Here is a 21,030-nt window from a genome sequence, read left to right on the forward strand (position 1 = left end):
TCGCAATAGCTATTGCAATATGAGTAGTGGTAGCTACGAAGCCCCTGCTGCGAACAATTCGCAGCAATGTAACAGGGGAGATACACGTGCTTTCATTCCGGGCCGCGCTGATCGCGTCGGCGGCCGCTTTCGTTGCCATACCCGCCGCGGCCCAGGAGGCCCCGGCCCCCGAGGCCGCGTCCACGCCGACCAGAGACACCACGACAGCGGGCGAGATTCTCGTCACCGGCCGCGCACAGCGCCTCTACCGTGTCGAGGAGACCACCGTCGGCAAGGTCGCGCAGGACCCGATGAACATTCCCCAGGCTCTCCAGGTTATCAATTCGGAGCTCTTCGCCGACCAGGGGGCCCGCGATGCGACCGACATCTACCGCAACATCTCGGGCGTCAGCTTCTTCAGCTATGCGGGCGTCACCTTCCGCGGCTTCCGGCAGGACCAGTCCTTCTACGATGGGCAGCGCGGCAATCCCTTCATCGGCTTCTCCGTCCCCCAGCTTTTCAACATCGAGCGGGTGGAAGTGCTCAAGGGCCCGGCGGGTCTGTTCTTCGGCCCCGGCTCGCCCGGCGGCATCATCAACTACGTCTCCAAGACCCCGTCCGAGGAAACCGGCCTGCGCGCCGTCCTCACCGGCGGCACCTACGACCGGATAGGCCTGTCCGCCGAAGCGACAGGAGCGATCGACCGCGATGGGATCCTCACCTACCGGCTCGGCGGCTTCTACGAATCGATGGATCCCTACCGCCGCAACACCCAGAACAAATCGCGCATCGGCGATGCGGGCCTTGCCATTCGCACGAACGAGGGTGGCAAGCTGACCCTGCAGGCCACGGTCTACGACAATGAGCTGCAGGCCAACCGCCTGCGCGGGGTGCTCGTCGATGATGACGGCAACTTCCTCACCGACATCCGCTGGAACGCGAACGAGAAGACCGATTTTCTGAACCTGCGCTCCGAAGCTTACCAGGCGCGCTATGAGACACGCATCGGCGAGGCGGTGACCTTCAACGCGGGCGCGCGCTACTTCAAGGCGAAGGAGACGCAGCAGTACCACGAGCCGCGCGGGCTCGTGGCCGACAACCCGGACCTGGTCGTGCGCGAATTCCGCGACCAGATCCGTCCCGTCGACGGGCTCTCGTTCATGGTCAACACGACGGCGCGGGTGAATCTGCTGGGACTGGAGCACAACTTCCAGGCCGGGGCCGACTGGTACGACGAGACGAGCGTGCTGCATTCGCGCATCCTGCGCACCGACGTCGCCCCGCTCAGCCTCAGCAATCCGGTCTATGGCCTGGGTGCGGGCGATGCGCAGCGCGCCGCGCAGCTTCCCTATACCACCACCGACACGCGCACCCGCCGCCAGGGCGCCTACCTCCAGGACCAGATCAGCCTCACCGACGCACTGTTGCTCGTGGCGGGCATTCGCTACGATCATTTCGAGGACGAGGTGATCCGCAGCCTTGGCGGCGCGCTGCAGGACCGTACGCGCTACGCCGACAGCGATGTGACGCTGCGCGGCGGCGCGATCTTCAAGCCCCGCACCGACGTCTCGCTCTACGCCAGCTGGTCGCAGAGCTTCGAGCCGCAGAGCGCGGCGGATCAGAACAGCGATGCCGGCGGCCCCTTCGCGCCCGTCACCGGCAACCAGATCGAAGGCGGCGTGAAGACGCAGCTCTTCGATGGCCGTCTCCAGGCCAACGCGGCGCTCTACCGGATCGTGCGCCGCAACATCCTGCAGGTCGACCCCGCGCTTCCCCCCGTCAACGGCGTCGACCAGCTCGCGCCCATCGGCGAAGTCACCAGCAAGGGCTTCGAAATCGACCTCACCACCGACCTCACCCCCGACTGGGTGCTGATGGTGAACTACGGCTACAACGACACGCGCATCACCGACACGGTCGAGGGCCAGGCGATCACCAACGGCGTGGGCGACCGCTTCGCCAACGCGCCGCGGCACAAGGTCGGCTTCTGGACGCGCTACCAGGTGCCCGCCATCGCCGCGGCCTTCGCTTTCGGAGGCGAGCATGTCTCACGCCGGATCAGCCTCTCGGGCCAGACTGTGAAGCCCTACACCATCTTCGACGCCTCGATCACCAAGAGCCTGGGCTTCGCCGAACTTCTGCTGCGCGCCGACAACATCTTCGACAAGGTCTATGCGGCCTCGGGCTTCTCCAACCGCAGCGGCCATTTCCCCGGATCGCCGCGCACGTTCCTGGCCGAACTGCGCGTGCGGTTCTGAGCGCGGCGGCAGGCATGGCAAAGACGCGCAAGCCCAAGGGGCGTTCGCTGTGGTGGCGGGTCCACAGCTGGGCGGGTTTCAAGCTCTCGATCTTCATGACCTTCGTGCTGGCGACCGGCACGCTTGCGGTCTTCGCCCACGAGATCGACTGGCTGGTGACGCCCGCCATGCGCGCCACCCCGCACACGGGACCGCGCGCCAGCTGGGGCACGCTGGCCGCCGCTGCGGCCAGGGCGGTGCCCGAGGGACGCCTGCAGTCGCTCCACGCCCCGATCAACCCCTGGTTCACCGCCGAAGCCTGGGTCGATACCGGCGCGGGTTCCCCCCGCAGGGTCTATGTCGATCCGTGGAGCGGCAAGGTCACCGGCACGCATGGCTGGGCCAACGTGCACCGCTTCCTGCGCCAGATCCACCGGCACCTGATGTTGCCGACGCAGATCGGTATTCCCATCGTCAGCGCGCTGGCGCTCCTCTTCCTGGCCTCGCTCGTGACCGGCATCGTCACCTACAAGAAGTGGTGGCGCGGCTTCTTCAAGAGGCCACGGGGCGGGGATGCCCGGCGCCTCAGCGGAGACCTGCACCGCCTTGGCGGGCTGTGGAGCCTGTGGTTCGTCGCCCTCATTTCGCTGACCGGCCTGTGGTATCTGGTCGAGACGCTCGGTGGCCGCGCGCCTGTTCCCGAACTTGCCCGGACCGAACAGGCGCGCGCGGCACCGACAGGAGCGGCGCTCGACCGGCTCGTCGCACGGGCCCGGCACCTGCGCCCGGACCTCCACATCCGCGAGATCCGCTTCACACCCCGGCAGGGCGTGATCGTGCTGGGGCAGGACGCCGCCTGGCTGGTGCGCGACCGGGCGAACGGGGTCGCGCTCGACCCGGCCGACGGAGCGGTGCTGACGCAGCTGGCGGGCGAGGAGCTGGGCCTCCATGAGCGCATCTCGGAGATGGCCGACCCGCTGCATTTCGGCACCTTCGGTGGGCTTTTCACCAAGGTCATCTGGTTCCTCTTCGGCCTGATCCTCACCGGGATGTCGGTGACCGGGGTCATCATCTACGCCAAGCGCCTCGAAAAGGCGGAGCGCGGCGCGCGCGGCGCTGTCACCATCGCTTGGCAGGGGATGGGCGCCTGGGCCTGGGCCAGTCTGGCGCTGATCCTCCTCGCCCTTGTCCTCACGCCCTATGCCATTGGCGGAGCCGTGTGAGCCAGCGCACATCACACACAGGATTGCCAGAACGCCCAAAGCGCTCGATACCCGGGGCATGAACGCCTCCTCACTTCTCCGCCACGCCCCCTGGGTCGTGCTCGCCCTTGCCGCCACCGTGTGCCTGTCCGTGCTGGCCGTGTCGCGCGGGGAGGATGTCAACGCGCTGTGGATCGTGGTCGCGGCGATCAGCAGTTTCCTTGTCGGCTACCGCTACTATGCGCTCTACATCGCGCGCCATGTGATGCAGCTCGATCCCAGGCGCGCGACACCGGCTCACACCCGCGCCGACGGGCTCGACTATGTCGCCACCGACAAGCGCGTCCTGTTCGGCCACCACTTCGCCGCCATCGCCGGAGCCGGTCCGCTGGTCGGCCCGGTGCTGGCCGCGCAGATGGGCTATCTGCCCGGGACCTTGTGGATCATCTTCGGCGTGGTGCTGGCAGGCGCCGTGCAGGACTTCATGGTGCTGTTCATCTCGATGCGGCGCGACGGCAAGTCGCTGGGCGAACTGCACGATCGCGCTCGCCGGGGCCTTCCTCATCATGGTCATCATCCTCGCGGTCCTCGCGCTCATCGTCGTGCGCGCCTTGGCCGAAAGTCCTTGGGGCATGTTCACCGTCGCCGCCACGATCCCGCTGGCCCTCGCGATGGGCGTCTATACCCGCTGGATCCGCCCCGGTCGGATCGGCGAAGTCTCGATCCTGGGCTGCGCGGGGCTGATTGCGGCCATCGTCTTCGGACAGGATATCGCGGCCTCACCGGTCCTGGGGCCGCTTTTCACGTTCAGCCCCGAGGCTTTGTGCTGGATTCTCATCGTCTACGGCGCGCTCGCCTCGCTGCTGCCGGTGTGGCTGCTGCTTGCCCCGCGCGACTATCTCTCCACCTTCCTCAAGATCGGCGCGATCAGTGCGCTGGCCATCGGCATCGTGGTCATGGCGCCGCCGCTGCGCATGCCCGCCCTCACCCAGTTCGTGGACGGCGGCGGCCCGGCCTGGTCGGGCGCGCTCTTCCCGTTCCTCTTCATCACGATCGCCTGCGGCGCGGTTTCGGGCTTCCACGCCCTCATCGCCAGCGGCACGACCCCCAAGTTGATCGCGGCCGAAACCGATGCCCCCTTCATCGGCTACGGCGCGATGCTGATGGAGGCCTTCGTCGCGATCATGGCGCTGGTGGGGGCCACGATCCTCAATCCGGGCATCTATTTCGCCATGAACAGCCCCGCCGCAGTTCTGGGCACCGACCCCGCCAGCGCCGCGCAGGCGGTTTCGGCCATGGGCTTCCCTGTCACGCCCGAGCTGCTGACCCAGACCGCGCGCGACGTGGGCGAACACACCATCATTTCGCGCACCGGCGGCGCCCCCACCCTTGCCGTCGCCATGGCTGAGATTTTCAGCCACATCGCGGGCGGCAGCGCGATGAAGGCTTTCTGGTACCACTTCGCGATCCTCTTCGAGGCGCTTTTCATCCTTACTGCGGTGGATGCGGGCACGCGCGCGGGGCGCTTCATGCTCCAGGACCTGATCGGCCTTGCCGTGCCCTCGTTCCGCGCCGGGACGTCGTGGGTGCCGGGTGTCGTCGCCACGGGCCTGTGCGTCGCAAGCTGGGGCTTCTTCCTCTATCAGGGCGTCACCGATCCGCTGGGCGGGGTGAACACATTGTGGCCAGTTTTTGGCATTTCCAACCAGATGCTGGCGGCGGTCGCGCTCATGCTGGCAACCTGCGTACTGTTCCGCATGAAGCGCCAGCGTTTTGCCTTCGTCACCGTGATCCCCACCGTATGGCTGCTGATCTGCACGCTGAGCGCCGGGTTCCTCAAGCTCTTCTCGGCCGATCCGGCGGTCGGCTTACTCGCCCACGCCGCCAAGTTCGGCGCCGCCGCCGCAAGCGGCACGGTTCTGGCCCCGGCCAAATCGATGGCCGAGATGGACGCGATCATCTTCAACGACCGGGTGGATGCGGGGCTGTGCGTGATCTTCCTCGCCGTGGTCCTCTCGCTGCTCGGCTTCACGGTGCGCACCTGCCTTGCCGCCCTGCGAAGCGAAGCGCCCAGTGTCCGAGAAAGCCCCGCGCACATGCTGGCCGCGTCATGAAGATCCTGCGCGACACCTTGCGGCTCATGGTCGGGCAGCCGCCCTACGAAGTCTATCTGGCGCACATGGCCCGCCACCACCCGGGGCAGGAGCCGATGAGCCGCGTCGAATTCTTCCGCAACCGCGAGGCGGCTCGCTTCGGCGGTGCGGGCGGCGGTAAGTGCTGCTGAGGGCGCAACTCCCCACGGACCGGGCTGCATGCGAAATTTCAGGCCTTACAAATGCGGTGGGCCTGCAAAGGGTGGCGCCCCCGATGTATATTTGGCGAGCTTCCGGTCAAAGTCTCGCGCCAAGGCCACAACATGGCAGGATCGCGTATTGCCTGTCGCGTTCCGCATCCGCACTCCAAATCGTCAGAAGCGATCTCAAAAGCTGCCCAGGCCCATGAGTGGGCCGGCTCGCTATCCTCTGACGCTACTGTAAGACGAGGGGGGCGGAAGGCGAATCTCTGGCTCTATGCCCGAATCACATCGCCCAACTGCAGACAATCAGATTTCCGTGAGCGATGATCGCCGGTTCCAGGACTACAAGGTTTTGTACAGCTTCAGCTGAAATTCCGGGGTACGCTGACGCCGTGTGGTCTCTTCCACCAGCGGTGCAGCAAGGCGATATTGGCTCACTCCGGAAAAGCGAAAGGTTCCGGTGATCGACATCGTCTTCGAGAAATTGTGGGTATAGGCAACGCTGGCATCGTACCAGGCACCTTTGCGAATCTGGTACTCACGCGAGGCGCTGTTCCACGACCATTGCAGCTGAGCTACGTCGCCCGGTATGGTGCCGCGGTCCTTGGCCGACCACTCAAGTGTTCCGTTGGTCGAATAGCGCAGCGTATGGAGCACGCGACTAGCCTCCCCCCCATAGACGGGTGAGCGTTCGTCAAAAAGGTTGGCGCTGGCCTGAACCTTGAGACCTGCAGGAAGGGGAAGTGCCAGATCGAATTGGCCACCGGCACTCGTTCGGCTTCCCGCATTCACATATGTGTAGACGCTGTTTCCGGCGTTGTTGACCGAGTAGCTCTCGTTCCACAACCGACTTGTCTGGCGCAGATAGAGGGTGGCGCTCGCTTCGATCTTGCCTGGGCGGAACTGAATGCCCAGCTCATAGGAATCAATGCTCTGGTCCTTGAGCTCGGAATTGCCTTCAAAGACCGTGTTGACATCCTTCACCGCGCCATAGGGGGCCAGATAGTCGAGAGGAACGCGCTCGATACGCTTGCTGTAACTGGCCTGGAGTCGGAGGGTCGTGCTGGCCTTGAAACTGGCGTGGAAGCTTGGAAAGAGCTTGGTCCGGTCGAGCCGCAGCGTCTCGTCGCCGGGGTTCGTGATCCGGCGCAGATTGGTCTCCCCGCGCAGGCCAGGGGCGAGTGTCAAGCGTCCAAGGGCCTGTTGGAACGTCGCGTAGGCCGCCACAGTGCTGCTGCGCGCTTCGTAGCTATCCCGGGCGTCCGCTCCCAGCGAAGCGGCATCGTTGCTGGTGTAGGCATAGTCCTGGGAAATGCCGTCGACGTGCCAGGACGCCCCGGTCGAGAGGATCTGTCCTGCGGCCATCGGATGCTTCCAGTCGAGCTTGGCATCGATGGAGTAGGCGGGATGCTTCAAATCAATCGCGTACACTCGCCCGTCGCTGAACCGCGCCTGCGTCATGTCATGGAGCCGGGTGCTCTTGAAGAACTGCACACTCGCATTCACCGCCTCGCCTTTGGTGGTCCCGGTATGGGCGAGACTGAGCTGGCCATCGAGAAATGCGCCGTAGCTGTCGAGGCGGGTGTGCTGCGAAAACGGTGCGAAATCGGGCGTTATCGCGGAGAAGTTCAGCCTGTTGACTGTGACGTCGTGGCCGCCGCCGCCTCGAAGTTGTCCGGAAAGACTCGTTTTCGCATCGAGATCGTAGGTCACCTTGGCCGTGACGCGTCCGTCTGTTCCGTCATAGGTGGCAAGGCCATCCTCGCGGTTGATCGTGGCCTGAGCGCCTTGCTCCGAACGGACACTTCGCGTGTCGTGATGCGTACGGCGCAGCCTGCGCCCGATATTGCCAGAGGCCTTGAGCTGGTAGGTCCAATCCGCGTGCCTGTGGTTCAGCGTGGTGTCGAGCAGACCGAAGCCCCAGCTGCTCGCCTCGTAACTCGCGTTTCCCGAGAGACCTTCCTCCTGCGTCTTGCGCAAGATCAGGTTGATCACGCCGCCTGCGCCTTCGGCCGAGAACTGCGCGGACGGGTTGGTGATCACCTCGATCCGCGCAATGTCACTCCCGTGCAGTGAGCGCAGGAACTGACAGATGTCACCGAGAAACGGACGTCCATCGACATAGATCGTAGTCACCCCGGCGCCGAGCACGAGAAGACTGTCGTCCGGCGTCACGGTTACGGCAGGCAATCCGCGCAGGAGTTGCAGGGCATTCTTCTGCACGGACTGGGCCGTTTCGCGCACTTCATAGGTCCGCCTGTCTAAATCGAGCGCAGTGTCCACGCGCTTGCCGATCACTTCGATAATGTCGGAGGATGTGTCCGCAGGAGCAACTTGGGCAGTAGTGGGTTGATCCGTGGCGTGTTGCATCCAGCTTTCCTCGACAGCGGCCCGCAAAATGCCTTCCTGTCCCCACCTTCGCAATCAACAAATTGCTGATTAGAATAATAAATGCATGAAATTGGCAGGTTCCTACCAGGCAGCTCCCGACCCTTCTCGGGCGCTCAGCTGTAAGATTTCCGTTCCCAGGTGTGGTTGCGGCGCCTGTATCGACGCTTGTCGCATTTGAGGGGCAACGAGCGGGATTTGCGGCATGCTTGAGGGTGGCTTGCGGATAGCGGTCATTCCTGAGGTTTTGTCGACGCATCAGCAGGACGTCGTCGGCGCAGTACGATAGCGACTTTGGTATGGCCACCGTTGGCATGCACTTTGAGTTCACCCTCATGCCTTTGGACGATGGCGGCGACGAGGGTCAGGCCTAGTCCATGGCCGGGCAGATCGCTCGCAGCCGCTCCGCGAAAAAAGCGCTCGGTCACCTGTTCCGCCTCGGCTGCCAGCAGGGGCAGACCCTCATTGTCGATTTCCAGACGTGCGCGATCATCCTCTTCACGCAGTGTGATGCCGATCATGCTACCGCCAAGGCTATATTTGACGGCATTGTCGAGCAGGTTGCTAATTGCCTGAAACAGCAGATCGCGGTCTGCCGAAAGCGACAGGGTTGCTGGCCCTTCGACGGAGATTTTTAGATGCCGCAGCGCAGCTGCCGGTTCGTATAACTCAACTGCGTCGCGTACAATTGTGGCAAGATCGACCGCTGCAAAACCGGAATCATGACGCCCGCCTTCGATCCGTGCGATGCGCAAGGTGGCGTTGATAATCGCTTGCAGGCGAGCCAGCTCCTCGCGCGCCTCTCGCATTACGCTGGTTTCATCTGCGGCATCATCTGCAGTCGCATCGTCCAGAACAGCAAGGACGCGCGACAGCGGAGTTCTGAGTTCGTGGGCGATATTGTCAGATACGCGCCTCACCGATTCAAACAGTACCTCGTTCTGCTCGAGCATCAGGTTCAGGGTATGGCTGAGCCGGTCAAAGTCGTCGCCGCTGCCATGGACTGGAACACGCGCTGCCAATCGTCCCCCCATCACGCGACGGGCGGCGGCCGAAATGACCTCAATCCGGTGGCCAATCGCTCGGCTCATCAAATATCCACCCGACACGGCCAGCAACAGGACCAAGGCAATCAAGACAGGGAATGTGGCCAACAGCACCTCCTGGCGATCCTCCACAACCTCGGCATCGCGGCCCACGATCAGACGCGTCCCATCGGGAAACTGGCGTTCGCGCGACAAAGCGCTGAAATCGATCTCACCTCCTTCAAGATAGACATCCGCCTCGATCGAGTAGAAGCCGGTCTGCACCTGGCTGGGCCAGCTGGGCAGATTGCTTGTAATCACAGTCCCATCCGCCGCGATCAGGGCATGAAAGGCGCGGTCCACACCTGACGTTGGCCTGGCGCGTGCTTCGAGCCGCTCGGCCAGTTCGCGCATGCCCTCTTCGGCATAGACCGTTTCCATTTCGGCCAGCTCGGCGCTGACCTGCGTACGTACCGCACCAAGCGGTCGGGACGCGGCCAGCCAGAAAAAGGCGGCGAACAACAGCGCCAGCGAACCGCAAAACAGCGCCGCATAGGTCACAGCCAACCGGAAAGAGAGAGATCGGAACAAGTTCTTCATCAAGGGGTGATCATGTATCCGGCGCCACGCACCGTCTGTATCGGCGAGGCTCGTCCTTCAATCTCCAGCTTTTTACGCAAATTGCTGATATGCTGGTCGATGATGTTGGTCTGGGGATCGAAATTGTAATCCCAGACGCGCTCCAGCAACATGGAACGGGTGACGACACGCCCGACATTGCGGACCAACTCGACCAATAAGCCAAATTCGCGGGAGGTCAGTTCGATGCGCTGGCCAGCGCGACGCACGATGCGGGCCAATGTGTCGATTTCGATATCGGCATGGTGCAGAAACCCACTCTCGACAACAGGTGCCTTTCGGCGCGCCAGCACATCCACCCTTGCCAGCAATTCCGACATCGCAAAGGGCTTGGGCAGGTAATCGTCGCCACCCGCACGCAGCCCCTTAACTCGTTCATCTACATCCCCTAGCGCGCTGATCAGCAAGACGGGCGTTTCGTCATCGGTGGCACGTAGCGCGGCAAGAATTTTCATCCCGTCCACGTGTGGCAGCATCCGATCAAGAACGATGACGTCATAGCTCTCAGAGCTGACCTGCATGAGCCCATGCCGCCCGTCGCGGCAATGCGTAACGACATGCCCGCTTTGGCGCAGCCCGTTTGCGACATGCGCGGCCAACGCATCGTCATCCTCAATCAACAATATCTGCATCCGGCCCCGCACTCCGATCCATCGCCTTGCCCGCCGTACTGCGTTCATCACCAATCGTGACGATAGAGCGTGCGCTCCCGGTGGTCGAGACGCGGCGGTGCGCGAACATGGGCAAAATCAAATGTATCGCCCATGCCCCGGTCATGAGGTGCTGCCAGATGCGCGGCATGACTGCAGCCTATCCTAATCGGCGCGTAGCCTTGTGCCTGTGACTGTGCATGTGCCGGCGATCGGCGGTTCCCACCAGCACCTCCACTTTCTGCCAGTCGCGTTCGAGCTGGAGCAATCAAGGCAGTGCCAGGTGCGGATTTTCGCACCGACCTCTGACGATGCGGACGGCATCGCGGCATTGGCCGACAAGCTGGCCATGCCGCTGCCTGAGATCGTGATCATGAAGATGCCAAGCGCTCTGCGGGCTATGTTACCGCCTGCGACGCAGAAAACCGCGCAACTGTTGCTGGCGGCAAACCGGATCCGCGATTGCGATGCCATCCTGTGCGCAGAGCGGACGAGCACGATCCTGAAGCGACTACCTGGCCACTGCCCTCCCTTGTTCCATATTCCACATGGGGCTGGCGATCGTGCCGTAGGCTTTGAAGACCGGTTCCGTCATTTCGACAAGGTCTTTGTGGCAGGGGCCAAGGACCGCGAGCGACTGATTGCCGGGGGACGCTGCACACCGGAAAGGTGTGTGGTTGGCGGTCCTGTAAAACTGGCTGCGTCGATGCGGGCCGGCTTGAGGCGTCAGTCTCTGTTTCCCGATGACAGGCCTGTCATTCTCTACAACCCGCATTTTCATCTTCGCATGGGTTCGGGCCATAAAATGGCGCGCCGACTAGCGAATGCAGTCTGCGCATCGGAACGCTACAACCTTGTGATTGCACCGCATATTCGCATGGCAAGGCACTGGAGCGATACGCTAAAGCAGGATTGGCAGGCACTCGCCGTGAAGGACCGAGTCCTTGTCGATCTGGGGTCGGAGCGGTCGGTGGACATGAGCTACACAATGGCGGCCGACCTCTACGTCGGCGATGTCAGCAGCCAGATATACGAATATCTGGTTCGCCCGCGGCCGTGCTTGTTCATTAACGGCCACGATGCCGCATGGCAGGGCAATCCTGATTATGCCATGTGGGACTTCGGGCCCGTGATCGAGCCAGACGATGATCTGGATATGGCGATCCGACATGCGTTTGAAAGCTGGCCCGCCTATCGTGCCGTGCAGGAGAGACGTACAGAGGCCGCTTTTGACGGACTTGTACGAGATGAGGCTGGCAATGCAGGCTTTGCAGAGACGGAGCCGTGCCAGCGCATCGCCCACATGATCACCCACTATGTGAGCAATGCAAAACCCGTGATGGGCACCCCGGGAAGGACGACAGGCACGATCTCGTTTGGCCAGATCGCCCCATGATCGGGACTATAAACCTAAGGCTGCTGCAGGCGCATCACTTTGAAGCCCGCAGTGGCGGCTTTGTCGGCGGATGTGGCGGGAAGACGCCATTGCATTGCGCCCCGGACATGCCGCGATGTGGGGCGTCAAAGCGGCCTCGCGGCCATGTCCTGCGTTCCGACTTGGAACTTTCGCGCTGAACGGCCTTTGTTTGGGGAGGGCGGCCATATCGACCACCCACCGGGATCGAGGCCGAAGGCATGTATTCACCCCGCGCTCCAATCGCGTCCGCCGCAACCGAGCAGGTCCGGGCCGGTCCGCCGGACCTGACGCATTTCCGGACGATACGCGACCTCAGCGTCGCGCTTGCCAGCGGGCTCAACGAAGCCGACGCGACCGTCCAGTCGATGCCCGATGCCTCTCCGGTCAAATGGCACCTGGCCCATACGACCTGGTTCTTCGAGACCTTCCTGCTGCGCGACACGCGATCCGACTATCGCCTGTTCGACGAAAAGTGGCCCTTCCTCTTCAACAGCTACTACGAAGCCGAAGGCGCCCGTCTGGCCCGCCCCCAGCGCGGCCTGCTCACCCGTCCCACCCTGGAGGAGGTCCTCGCCTATCGCGCGCATGTCGATGCCGCACTCGAGCGCGTCTGGCCCGACCTTCAGGAACACCATGCCGCCCTGCTGGAACTGGGCCTGCAGCACGAACAGCAGCACCAGGAATTGCTGCTGACCGACCTGAAACATCTCCTTTCGTGCAACCCGCTGGGGCCCTCCTATCGTGAGGAAGGCCTCCGGACATCCTCCTGCGTTCCCGCCGATCTCAAGTGGATCGAAGGACCGACAGGCGCCCGGACCTTCGGCCACACCGGCGAGGGGTTCGCGTTTGACAACGAGGGGCCAGCGCACACGCAATGGCTTGCGCCCCACGCCCTCGCCAATCGCCCTGTCACCAACCGCGAATGGTGCGCCTTCATCGCCGATGGTGGCTATGCGACGGCCTCCCTATGGCTGTCCGACGGGTGGGACTGGGTCCGCCGCGAGGGCGTGGCGGCTCCGCTCTACTGGCGCGAGGAGGCCGAGCCCGAAGCGCGTGAGACCTTCACGCTTTCGGGGTGGCAAATGATCGACCTCGACGCGCCCGTGACGCACATCTCGTTCTACGAAGCGGACGCCTATGCCACATGGGCCGGCGCGCGCCTCCCCACCGAGCAGGAATGGGAAGCGGCCGCCAGCGCGCATGCCGCGACGGGCGGAGTCCAGCTCGACCGCGCCGAAGCCGTCCACCCCCGTGGCGTGCTCCCGGAAGGGGACTTTGCCTCGCTTTTCGGCAATGTCTGGGAATGGACGGGGTCGGCCTATCGCCCCTGGCCGGGGTTTCGCCCCGCTCCGGGCGCTGTGGGCGAATACAACGGGAAGTTCATGTCCAACCAGTTCGTCCTGCGTGGAGGAAGCTGCGCGAGCCCGCGCGGCCACGTGCGTGCGACCTACCGCAATTTCTTCCATCCGCACCAGCGCTGGCAATTCACCGGCCTGCGCCTTGCAAGGGATCTCTAGACATGGCCACATCACCGCTCGACGCACCCCGGCAATCGCGCCCCCCCTGCTTCGACCCCGCCTTTCGGGCCGATGTGCTCAGCGGCCTTGGCGGGAGGGCCAAGTCCATCCCGGCCCGTTGGCTTTACGACGAGACAGGCTCGGAGATCTTCGAGGCGATCACGCAGGCCCCCGAGTACTATCCCACGCGCACCGAAACCGCGTTGCTGCGCGCGCACAGCGCGGACGTCGTGCGCCAGAGCGGCGCGGACGCGCCGGTGGTCGAATTCGGATCGGGAAGTTCGCTCAAGACACGCATCCTGCTCGAACACATGCCGAAAACGACCTACGTTCCCATCGATATCTGCGGCGAATTCATGGATGCCGCCTGCGCCGAACTGGGCGCGCGCTTCCCCGGACTGGAGATTCTGCCCGTCGAAGGCGATTTCATGCAGGAAGTGGCGCTGCCCTCCTGCGTGAAGTCCTCCGACCGCGAGTCACCCGAAGTGCTCGGCTTCTTTCCCGGCTCCACCATCGGCAACCTGCTGCACGCCGAAGCTCTCGACATGCTCCGCGCCATGCGCCGTACCCTCGGCGAAGGCGCCTGGCTGCTCATCGGCATGGACCGCGCGAAGGAGCCGGACCGGCTCATTGCCGCCTACGACGATGCCCAGGGCGTCACCGCCCGGTTCAATCTCAACCTCCTGACCCGCATCAACCGCGAACTCGAGGGATCGATACCGCTCGACGGCTTCCGCCATCTGGCTCTCTGGAACGAGGAGCGTAGCCGCATCGAGATGCACCTCGAAGCGCTTCGCGATGTCCGCTTCGAAGTTGCCGGCAGGCCGTTCACCATGGGCCATGGCGAGACCATTCACACCGAAAACTGCCACAAGTACACGCCTCAGGGCATGGAAGATCTGCTTGCCGCCGGAGGCTGGGCCACGCAGTGCCACTGGAGCGATGCGGATGGGGACTATTCCCTGTTGCTCGCCCGAGCCTGCGATCAGGAGCGTGGCTGAGAGGTTAGCGGGCTTGGCGAACAGGCGCCGTTTCGGGCATGCGCACGAACACCGCGAGCACGCACAGCGCAACAGCCGATATCATGGCGCCCGGTGCCCCCGCCCAACCGGTGCCGGTCACCAGAAGATGCGCGAGCACGGGGGTAAGTCCGCCGAAGATGGCGGTCGCGCTCGTCGCGCCCAGAGCCAGGCCGCTGAGACGCCCCTCGCCCGGGAACAGTTCGGCCGTGGTCACCGCGCCCACCGCGCTGACCGCTCCGCCAAGCGCGGCCATGATCAGGGCGCCTGTCCAGGTCGCGAGCCCGTTCGTGGTCATGCCTGCAAAGAGGGCCGAGGGCAGGAGGATCGCGACAAGAGCCAACACGACGAGCACCGGGCGCCGGCCGATACGGTCCGAGAGTATTCCCGTCAGCGGCGTCACCAGGATCACCGTAAGCGCGGCCAGGGTCGAGATCGAGAGAGCCTGCGTTTCGGGCATGGTTCCGGTCGCGTCGAGAAACGCGGGCACATAGGTGATCCCCACATAGTAGGTGATCGAACCCAGGGCCGAGATCGCAAAGCCACGTGCGATGGCGGCGCGATGTCCCGCCAGAATGTGCCGGATCGGTCGCTCCGGGACCGTGCCGCTGCGTTTCTGGGCATGGAACTCGGGGGTTTCGGCAAGCGCGGCCCGGGCGATCAGCACAGAGCCTGCCAGCGCCCCGCCGAACAGGAACGGGATGCGCCAGCCCCATACGACCAGCGCGTCGGGCGGCAGGACCCACACCGTCAGCGCAGCGGCACCCGCCGCCAGAAGAGCGCCGATTTCGCTCGATGCCGACGCGCAGCTGGCGACGAGGCCCCGGCGATGCGCCTGCGCGCCTTCGAGCAGGTAGGCGACAACCCCGGTATATTCACCGCCGACCGAAAACGACATCACGCAGCGCAGGAGCACCAGCAACACGCCCGCCACAGGGCCCGCCTGCGCATAAGTGGGCAAGACGGCCGTGGCCAGCATGGCCGCCGTCATCAGCGCCATCGAGCCGAGCATCGAAAACCGCCGCCCGAAGCGGTCGCCAAGGTGGCCGAACACCAGCGCGCCGATCGGACGCAGCAGGTAGGCGACGGCGAAGCCCCCCAACGTCTGCGTCATCGAATGTCCGTCCGCTGCGAAGAACACCCGCGCCAGGACCGTCGCGAAATAGAGATAGAGCGTGAAATCGTACCACTCGACCATCGTCGAGAGCGCGGCAATGACCATCGAGCGCCGGGGCATCGGCACGTGATGAGCAGAAGGCAAGGGTTCGGCGCTGCGCGCGCTTTGGCTGGCTTCGCCGTGCATCTGCCAAGGGTGCCGCATTCGAGCGGCCCGAACAAGGCCAGCGTGACCGCACCTTTGCCTGCGAATGGGGCCGTTCTGTGTGACTGAGGGACTTTTCGACTTTGACACCCCTGTGGAGCGCAGCGGATCGGACTGCGCCAAGTGGCAGGAGGGTCCAGACATCCTGCCGATGTGGGTGGCCGACATGGACTTTCGCAGCGCACCGGCCGTGCGTGCGGCACTGGAAGCGCGGGTGGCGCATGGCGTGTTCGGCTACCCCGCACCCGATACGGCCTATTTCGAGGCTATCGCAAACTGGTTCGCGCGGCGCCACGGCGTTCGCCTGCCGCGCAGCGCCATCATCCCGACGATCGGGGTCGCACCCGCGATCCAGGCCATTCTGGGTGCCTTGTGCGCGCCGGGGGATGGCGTGATCGTGCAGCCGCCGGTCTACAACCGCTTCCTTTCCGCAATCGAGCACAGGGGCTGCCGCCGGATCAAGAACCCGCTTGTCCTGCGCGAGGGTCGCTACGAAATGGATTTCACCGACCTGGAACGAAAGGCGGCGTGCCCAAGGGCGCGCGTGCTCTTGCTGTGCAACCCCCACAACCCGGGCGGGCGGGTGTGGACCCGGGCTGAACTGGAGCAGGTCGCCAGCATCTGTGCGCGCCATGGCGTACGCGTGGTGAGCGACGAGATCCATGGCGATCTCGCTTTCTGCGACCACCCTTTCACCCCTTTCGCGGCATTGGCTGGAGACGCTCCGGCGGGCTGCATCACCTGTACCGGAGCTGGCAAGGCCTTCAACATTTCGGGGCTGCAGAATGCGTTTGTGGTCGTAGACGATCCCGAATTGCGAGCGCGTGTGGAGGCCGCCATGACCGCACAGCAGATCCGCGACCTGAACCCGATGGGGCTGGCCGCCACGACGGCGGCCTACACGCATGGGGAAGCCTGGCTGAACGCACTCATCGCCTACCTGGAAGGCAACGAGCGCCTGCTGCGCCAGACCTTTGCCCGGCACCTTCCCCACATCGATGTGATCGATCAGGACGGAACCTACCTCGCCTGGATCGACGGCCGAAGCCTGGGCATGTCCAGTGAGGCTCTTGCGGATCGACTGGTTCACGAAGCTGGCGTGCGCGTCACGCCCGGCTCGATCTTTGGAGCACAGGGCGAAGGCTTCATCCGCGTCAACTTCGCCTGCCCGCGCGCACGGCTCGAAGATGGCCTCGACCGGCTGATCCGCGGACTTTCGCGATAGCCGCTTTGGCCCGTTAGCCGTCCTGCTCCGAACCGAGTGCGATCGCGAAACGCTCTTCGCGGCTCTCGTCGACAACCCGTACCTGCCAGGGCTGGGTTTGCCGGAAGCGCTGCGGAGCTTCGAGCAGGAGCTCCCCTGCAAGCTGAATCGCGGCAAGGATGGCAGCGTCCTCGTTCGCGAAGTCCGCCGACACGTCGCCAGCGTCGGGCGTGCCGTCACGAACTTCAAAATAGAAACGGTTCACGGACCTTGCTCCAGTCTCCCTACGCTCTGCGATTTTCGGGTGTTGCGTGAAATGGGCGCGCCAACCGGGAACTCATGTGCCGGATTGGCGCAGGGCACAGACAGCCACGGAATACGTGGTAGGAACGAAACCTCGTCAAAGCGCGCAAGCCGTTAGGAGTGTATGCATTGCCCGCTCCCCAACGGAACGTGATCTGATCCAATCAGTTCCTCAGCGGCCAAAGAAGCCTCTGAACGGGCTCCCATGAGGCATGCCGTGCGCAGTCCGGTCAAAGCCTATGATAATTGTCAATTGACCAACGCCAGACGGAACGAGGCGCTCCACTGCCGCATTCTCGCTGCACCAGCTTTCACATGCAGGTGGAGATAGACCGATGAATGAGCGCCTGATCGTGGTTTCGAACCGCCTGCCGATGGGAGACACGCCTTCAGGCGGCCTGGTGGTGTCGCTGCACGACGTGCTCGCGGCATCTGGTGGCTGCTGGATCGGCTCACACCCCGAGCCCGGAGACGATCACGGAGCGTTCGAGAGCATCGGCGAGAAGCCCTACCAGCGTCTTGCCTTCCGCCTCACCGAAAGCGAGATGGAGAACTACTACCTCGGCTATGCCAACTCGGTGCTCTGGCCGCTGTGCCATCGCCGTCCGGACCTGGTGAAGATCCGGCCCGCCTATCGGGAGGCTTATGAAGCGGTCAATCGCCGCATTGCGGCGATGATCGCACAGCAGGTGTCCCCCGAAGACGTCATCTGGGTGCAGGACTACCATTTCATTCCACTGGCAAGAGAGCTGCGCAAACTAGGTGTCACCAACCGGATCGGCTTTTTTCTGCACATTCCCTTTCCGGTCTTGGCCGACCTCTCGATCATGCCGCAGGCCGAAACCTTTGCCGAATGCCTCGCGCACTACAATCTCATCGGATTGCAGACTCGCGAAGACGTCGCGCGCTGTCTGGAGATGTTCCGCGACGACCCGCGCGCGGAGTTCATGTCGGATGGGTCGATCAAGCTGGGGCGGCATGTCTCACAGGTGCGCTCGTTCCCGATCGGGATCGACGCCGCCGCGTTCGAGGAGGAAGCCCGGCGCGAGCTGCCCGATGTCTTTGGCGGGGCCAGTCCCGCTCCCTTCGCGATCGGGGTCGATCGTCTGGACTACAGCAAGGGCCTGCCGAACCGCTTTCGGGCCTTCGGCACATACCTTGAGGACCTGCGGCCCGAGGATATCCGCCCCTGCCTGGTCCAGATAGCACCTCCGACGCGTCTCGGCGTACAGGCTTACGAGGACATCACGGAAGAACTTCAGGGCCTGACCGGCAAGATCAACGGGCAGTTTGCCGAGCTGGATTGGACACCGATCCGGTTCATCAATCGCTCCGTGGAGCGCGCCCGTCTGGCGCGCCTCTTTCGCACGGCTCGCTGCTGCCTCGTCACCTCTCTTGCGGACGGGATGAACCTGGTTGCCAAGGAATACATCGCCGCGCAGGATCCGGAAGATCCCGGCGTGCTCGTCCTGTCGCAGTTCGCCGGAGCCGCCGAAGACATGACCGAGGCTCTTCTGGTCAACCCCTACGACATCGAGGCCATGGCGCACAGGATCGATGACGCGTTCCGCATGCCTCTGGACGAACGCCAGCGGCGCTATCGGCATTGTATTGAAGTTGTTCGCAGGACCGATGCCACGGCCTGGGCGCATAATTTTCTGAACGTCTTGCGATCGAGCCTCAAGGCGCTCGACCTCGATTTCGAAGAGGGGGAACTGCAGCCTTTTGGCTGACAGGGCCCGCTCCTAGGGGCCGAAGCCGATTGTCGGCCACGGGCGAAGCGCGGCCATCCCGTCCCCCCGGGCACGGGATGTTGGAGCCCAGTGTCAGGGGGAAATATACCAGACCTCGTCGGCGCGCTGGACACGGCACAGCCGCTTGGTTCCCAGCCACAATTCGGCAGGCCGGTTCTCGGCCTCGGTCCTCGCCGCGGCGAGCGCGCCACCGGCGTCAGGCGCTGTAAAATCCAGGCGTTTGGCGACGCCATGATCGTCGTCTGCAAACGTCAGCGTATAGATGGGCATGGAGTACCTTTCTGCCCGCGGCTCGCACGGCCCGAGCATCTTTCGTGCGCCATCTGGATAGCATGACAGCGAAGGCACCACGCCCCAAATCCCCTTGATAGTTATCAAGTCCACACGCGCCGCAGGCTGAAGCCCGGCGAGGCGCAAGGCGTGATGCGCCGCCAGCCCCGGACACGGACCGGCAATAAAAAGGCACGTATCCCGGGAGCACCCTGCCCTTTCACGAATTACTTCGGTGCCTGCCGTAGACTCGAATGGAGCCTTCCTCGTCGTGCTAATGGATGCCTTTCTTGCCAATCGTCGCGATGTTGACCTCAGTCTGGAAGAGCGGGCTCTGCTGGAAACCGCGATTGCAGAAGTCCGCGAGATCGAAAGTCGACAGGTCATCGTTCCTCCACGAACCACGGTCGAGATCAGCACCTTGCTGATCGAGGGTCTGGTCTCTCGCTTCATCGACGACCGCCATGGGCTTCGCCAGCTTGTCGCCATCCACGTGCCCGGCGAGTTCGTCGATCTGCACGCCTACCCCATGCGCGAGCTCGATCACGGGATTGGCGCGTTGACCGCCGCGCGGGTGGCGATTGTTCCGCATGAAGCCCTGAGACGCATACTGGACCCTCGCCCCGAGCTTGCCCGCAAGCTCTGGTTCTCGACACTGCTTGACGCAGCGCTGCATCGTGCCTGGCTATTTCGGGTTGGCCGGCTCGATGCGGTTGGCCGCGTTGCGCACTTTCTGAGCGAGATGAACCTGCGCCTCCAAGCTATCGGACTATCTGACGGCACGCGATTTGCCTTGCCGTTGACCCAGGCCGATATCGCCGAAATCTGCGGCCTCACCACCGTCCACACCAATCGCGCCTTGCGCCAGCTGCGCGAAGCCGGATTGTGCGAGGTTCATGCGCCCACGGTTGAACTTCTCGACCCCACAGGTCTCGCCCAACGCGGCAACTTCAATTCGCATTACCTTTATCTGGACACGGAAGCTTTGACGGCAAAGGGCAGCGGTTCAACTTCGTAGCAAGATTTCCAATTTGGACTCCCAACACGGGCCGGTAGCGGAATGTCAGGTTCACAGCGTAAGGCTGACAACTCTCGGCCGTTCCATGGGCGTTGCACCCTACACGTTCCGGCGAATATTGCGTGAATCTGTGGGTCGCTCTACTGGATGCGAATGCCGAAAGTTGAAGTATTTGAGCAGAATGAAGACACCCCCCTTTTTGAGGGAGAGTTCACGTTCCTGCCCCGAATTGGGGAATACATATCGAAGGATATAGGCGGATATTTCGGCTATTACCATGTAGTCGAAATCTGGCACCGCGAAGAAGGCGAGTCCGGCATATACCAAGCCTGCATTCAAGTGGAGCTTCGTGATTAGCGATTGCCCTGTGCCGAGCCCCCCAAATGGACGCGTGGCAGAATTTCAGCACGCGACCCTGCTTTTCCAATCGGTGGTCAATTTGGGCACCCAAAGAGCGGACGGTCTGCTCCCCCTTGCCGGATATGAACGATGCGTCGGTGCGCGTTGTGTAGATGGGCAATACTCGCTGCGGTTAACGGTAGCAGTAGGGTTCTGGCTCCCCGCCTAAACAGGGAGCCAGAAAATCTTAGATTTCGGTGCCCTCCGCCAAAACCAAGGCGTCTTCCACATCGACCCCAAGGTACCTGACCGTGCTTTCGATCTTCGTATGCCCGAGCAGGATCTGAACTGCCCGGAGATTGCCCGTGGCCTTGTAGATGATGGATGCCTTGGTCCTTCTCAAGGAATGCGTGCCGTAATCCTCGCACGGCAAGCCAATTCCCGTGACCCAT

The 21,030-nt window shown here is 63.5% G+C and carries 17 protein-coding genes and 1 pseudogene; 10 read left to right on the forward strand and 8 right to left on the reverse strand.

The features are described 5' to 3' along the window. The first annotated feature begins 86 nt into the window (after positions 1-86). From MTR65_RS17375 to MTR65_RS17390, 4 genes and pseudogenes are all read left to right on the forward strand, one after another. Entirely contained in the window at positions 87-2,237 is a 2,151-nt protein-coding gene (locus MTR65_RS17375; RefSeq protein ID WP_243802448.1) for a TonB-dependent siderophore receptor, read from the forward strand. 14 nt (positions 2,238-2,251) lie between these two features. Beyond that, a complete protein-coding gene (locus MTR65_RS17380) occupies positions 2,252-3,439 on the forward strand; it encodes a PepSY-associated TM helix domain-containing protein (protein WP_243802451.1) in 1,188 nt (395 codons plus the stop codon). Between the two features lie 58 nt (positions 3,440-3,497). After that, positions 3,498-5,532: pseudogene (locus MTR65_RS17385) on the forward strand (carbon starvation CstA family protein). Next, on the forward strand, positions 5,529-5,702 hold the full coding sequence (locus MTR65_RS17390; RefSeq protein WP_243802453.1) for a YbdD/YjiX family protein: 174 nt from the start codon (positions 5,529-5,531) through the stop codon (positions 5,700-5,702). Before MTR65_RS17385 ends, MTR65_RS17390 begins: the two are co-directional and overlap by 4 nt. Before the next feature lie 354 nt (positions 5,703-6,056). Here MTR65_RS17390 and MTR65_RS17395 read toward each other — a convergent pair whose 3' ends face one another. The 4 genes from MTR65_RS17395 to MTR65_RS17410 form a co-directional block, all read right to left on the reverse strand. Continuing rightward, positions 6,057-8,084 carry a TonB-dependent receptor gene (locus MTR65_RS17395; RefSeq protein WP_243802455.1) on the reverse strand — a complete coding sequence of 676 codons (2,028 nt, stop codon included), beginning with the start codon at positions 8,082-8,084 and terminating at the stop codon, positions 6,057-6,059. 251 nt (positions 8,085-8,335) lie between these two features. Then, entirely contained in the window at positions 8,336-9,727 is a 1,392-nt protein-coding gene (locus tag MTR65_RS17400; RefSeq protein ID WP_243802457.1) for a sensor histidine kinase, read from the reverse strand. Further along, a complete protein-coding gene (locus tag MTR65_RS17405; protein WP_243802459.1) occupies positions 9,727-10,398 on the reverse strand; it encodes a response regulator transcription factor in 672 nt (223 codons plus the stop codon). Before MTR65_RS17405 ends, MTR65_RS17400 begins: the two co-directional genes overlap by 1 nt. Further along, positions 10,379-10,567 carry a hypothetical protein gene (locus tag MTR65_RS17410; protein ID WP_243802461.1) on the reverse strand — a complete coding sequence of 63 codons (189 nt, stop codon included), beginning with the start codon at positions 10,565-10,567 and terminating at the stop codon, positions 10,379-10,381. The genes MTR65_RS17405 and MTR65_RS17410 overlap by 20 nt, the downstream gene beginning before the upstream one ends. 132 nt (positions 10,568-10,699) lie before the next feature. Here MTR65_RS17410 and MTR65_RS17415 point away from each other — a divergent pair, with 132 nt between their 5' ends. The 3 genes from MTR65_RS17415 (at position 10,700) to egtD (ending at position 14,351) form a co-directional block, all read left to right on the forward strand. After that, positions 10,700-11,812: a glycosyl transferase gene (locus MTR65_RS17415; RefSeq protein ID WP_243802463.1), complete on the forward strand. Its 1,113-nt coding sequence runs from the start codon at positions 10,700-10,702 to the stop codon at positions 11,810-11,812. Between the two features lie 239 nt (positions 11,813-12,051). Next, positions 12,052-13,350, forward strand: a complete 1,299-nt coding sequence (egtB, locus tag MTR65_RS17420) for an ergothioneine biosynthesis protein EgtB (RefSeq protein ID WP_243802465.1) — start codon at positions 12,052-12,054, stop codon at positions 13,348-13,350. 2 nt (positions 13,351-13,352) lie between these two features. Next, positions 13,353-14,351: an L-histidine N(alpha)-methyltransferase gene (egtD, locus tag MTR65_RS17425; RefSeq protein ID WP_243802467.1), complete on the forward strand. Its 999-nt coding sequence runs from the start codon at positions 13,353-13,355 to the stop codon at positions 14,349-14,351. Positions 14,352-14,355: 4 nt separating this feature from the next. Here egtD and MTR65_RS17430 read toward each other — a convergent pair whose 3' ends face one another. After that, positions 14,356-15,606, reverse strand: a complete 1,251-nt coding sequence (locus MTR65_RS17430) for an MFS transporter (protein ID WP_243802482.1) — start codon at positions 15,604-15,606, stop codon at positions 14,356-14,358. A 145-nt stretch (positions 15,607-15,751) separates the two neighbouring features. Between MTR65_RS17430 and MTR65_RS17435 the strand changes: the two genes are divergently transcribed. Then, the gene (locus tag MTR65_RS17435) at positions 15,752-16,915 is read left to right on the forward strand and encodes a MalY/PatB family protein (protein WP_243802469.1); all 1,164 of its coding nucleotides are present in this window, start codon (positions 15,752-15,754) and stop codon (positions 16,913-16,915) included. Between the two features lie 13 nt (positions 16,916-16,928). Here the strand turns inward: MTR65_RS17435 and MTR65_RS17440 are convergent, their stop codons facing one another. Next, positions 16,929-17,159: a DUF6894 family protein gene (locus MTR65_RS17440; protein WP_243802471.1), complete on the reverse strand. Its 231-nt coding sequence runs from the start codon at positions 17,157-17,159 to the stop codon at positions 16,929-16,931. Positions 17,160-17,532: 373 nt separating this feature from the next. Here MTR65_RS17440 and MTR65_RS17445 point away from each other — a divergent pair, with 373 nt between their 5' ends. Further along, the gene (locus MTR65_RS17445; protein ID WP_243802473.1) at positions 17,533-18,930 is read left to right on the forward strand and encodes an alpha,alpha-trehalose-phosphate synthase (UDP-forming); all 1,398 of its coding nucleotides are present in this window, start codon (positions 17,533-17,535) and stop codon (positions 18,928-18,930) included. A gap of 93 nt (positions 18,931-19,023) precedes the next feature. Here the strand turns inward: MTR65_RS17445 and MTR65_RS17450 are convergent, their stop codons facing one another. Next, positions 19,024-19,221 (reverse strand): hypothetical protein, encoded by a 198-nt coding sequence (locus MTR65_RS17450; protein ID WP_243802476.1) that lies wholly within the window; start codon positions 19,219-19,221, stop codon positions 19,024-19,026. A gap of 277 nt (positions 19,222-19,498) precedes the next feature. Between MTR65_RS17450 and MTR65_RS17455 the strand changes: the two genes are divergently transcribed. Further along, on the forward strand, positions 19,499-20,239 hold the full coding sequence (locus tag MTR65_RS17455; RefSeq protein WP_243802484.1) for a Crp/Fnr family transcriptional regulator: 741 nt from the start codon (positions 19,499-19,501) through the stop codon (positions 20,237-20,239). Between the two features lie 586 nt (positions 20,240-20,825). Here the strand turns inward: MTR65_RS17455 and MTR65_RS17460 are convergent. Next, on the reverse strand, positions 20,826-21,030 hold a 205-nt coding region (locus tag MTR65_RS17460; protein WP_243802478.1), incomplete at its 5' end, for a tyrosine-type recombinase/integrase.

This window comes from Novosphingobium mangrovi (genome assembly GCF_022818885.1).
In the GTDB taxonomy this organism is placed as follows: Bacteria; Pseudomonadota; Alphaproteobacteria; order Sphingomonadales; family Sphingomonadaceae; genus Novosphingobium; species Novosphingobium mangrovi.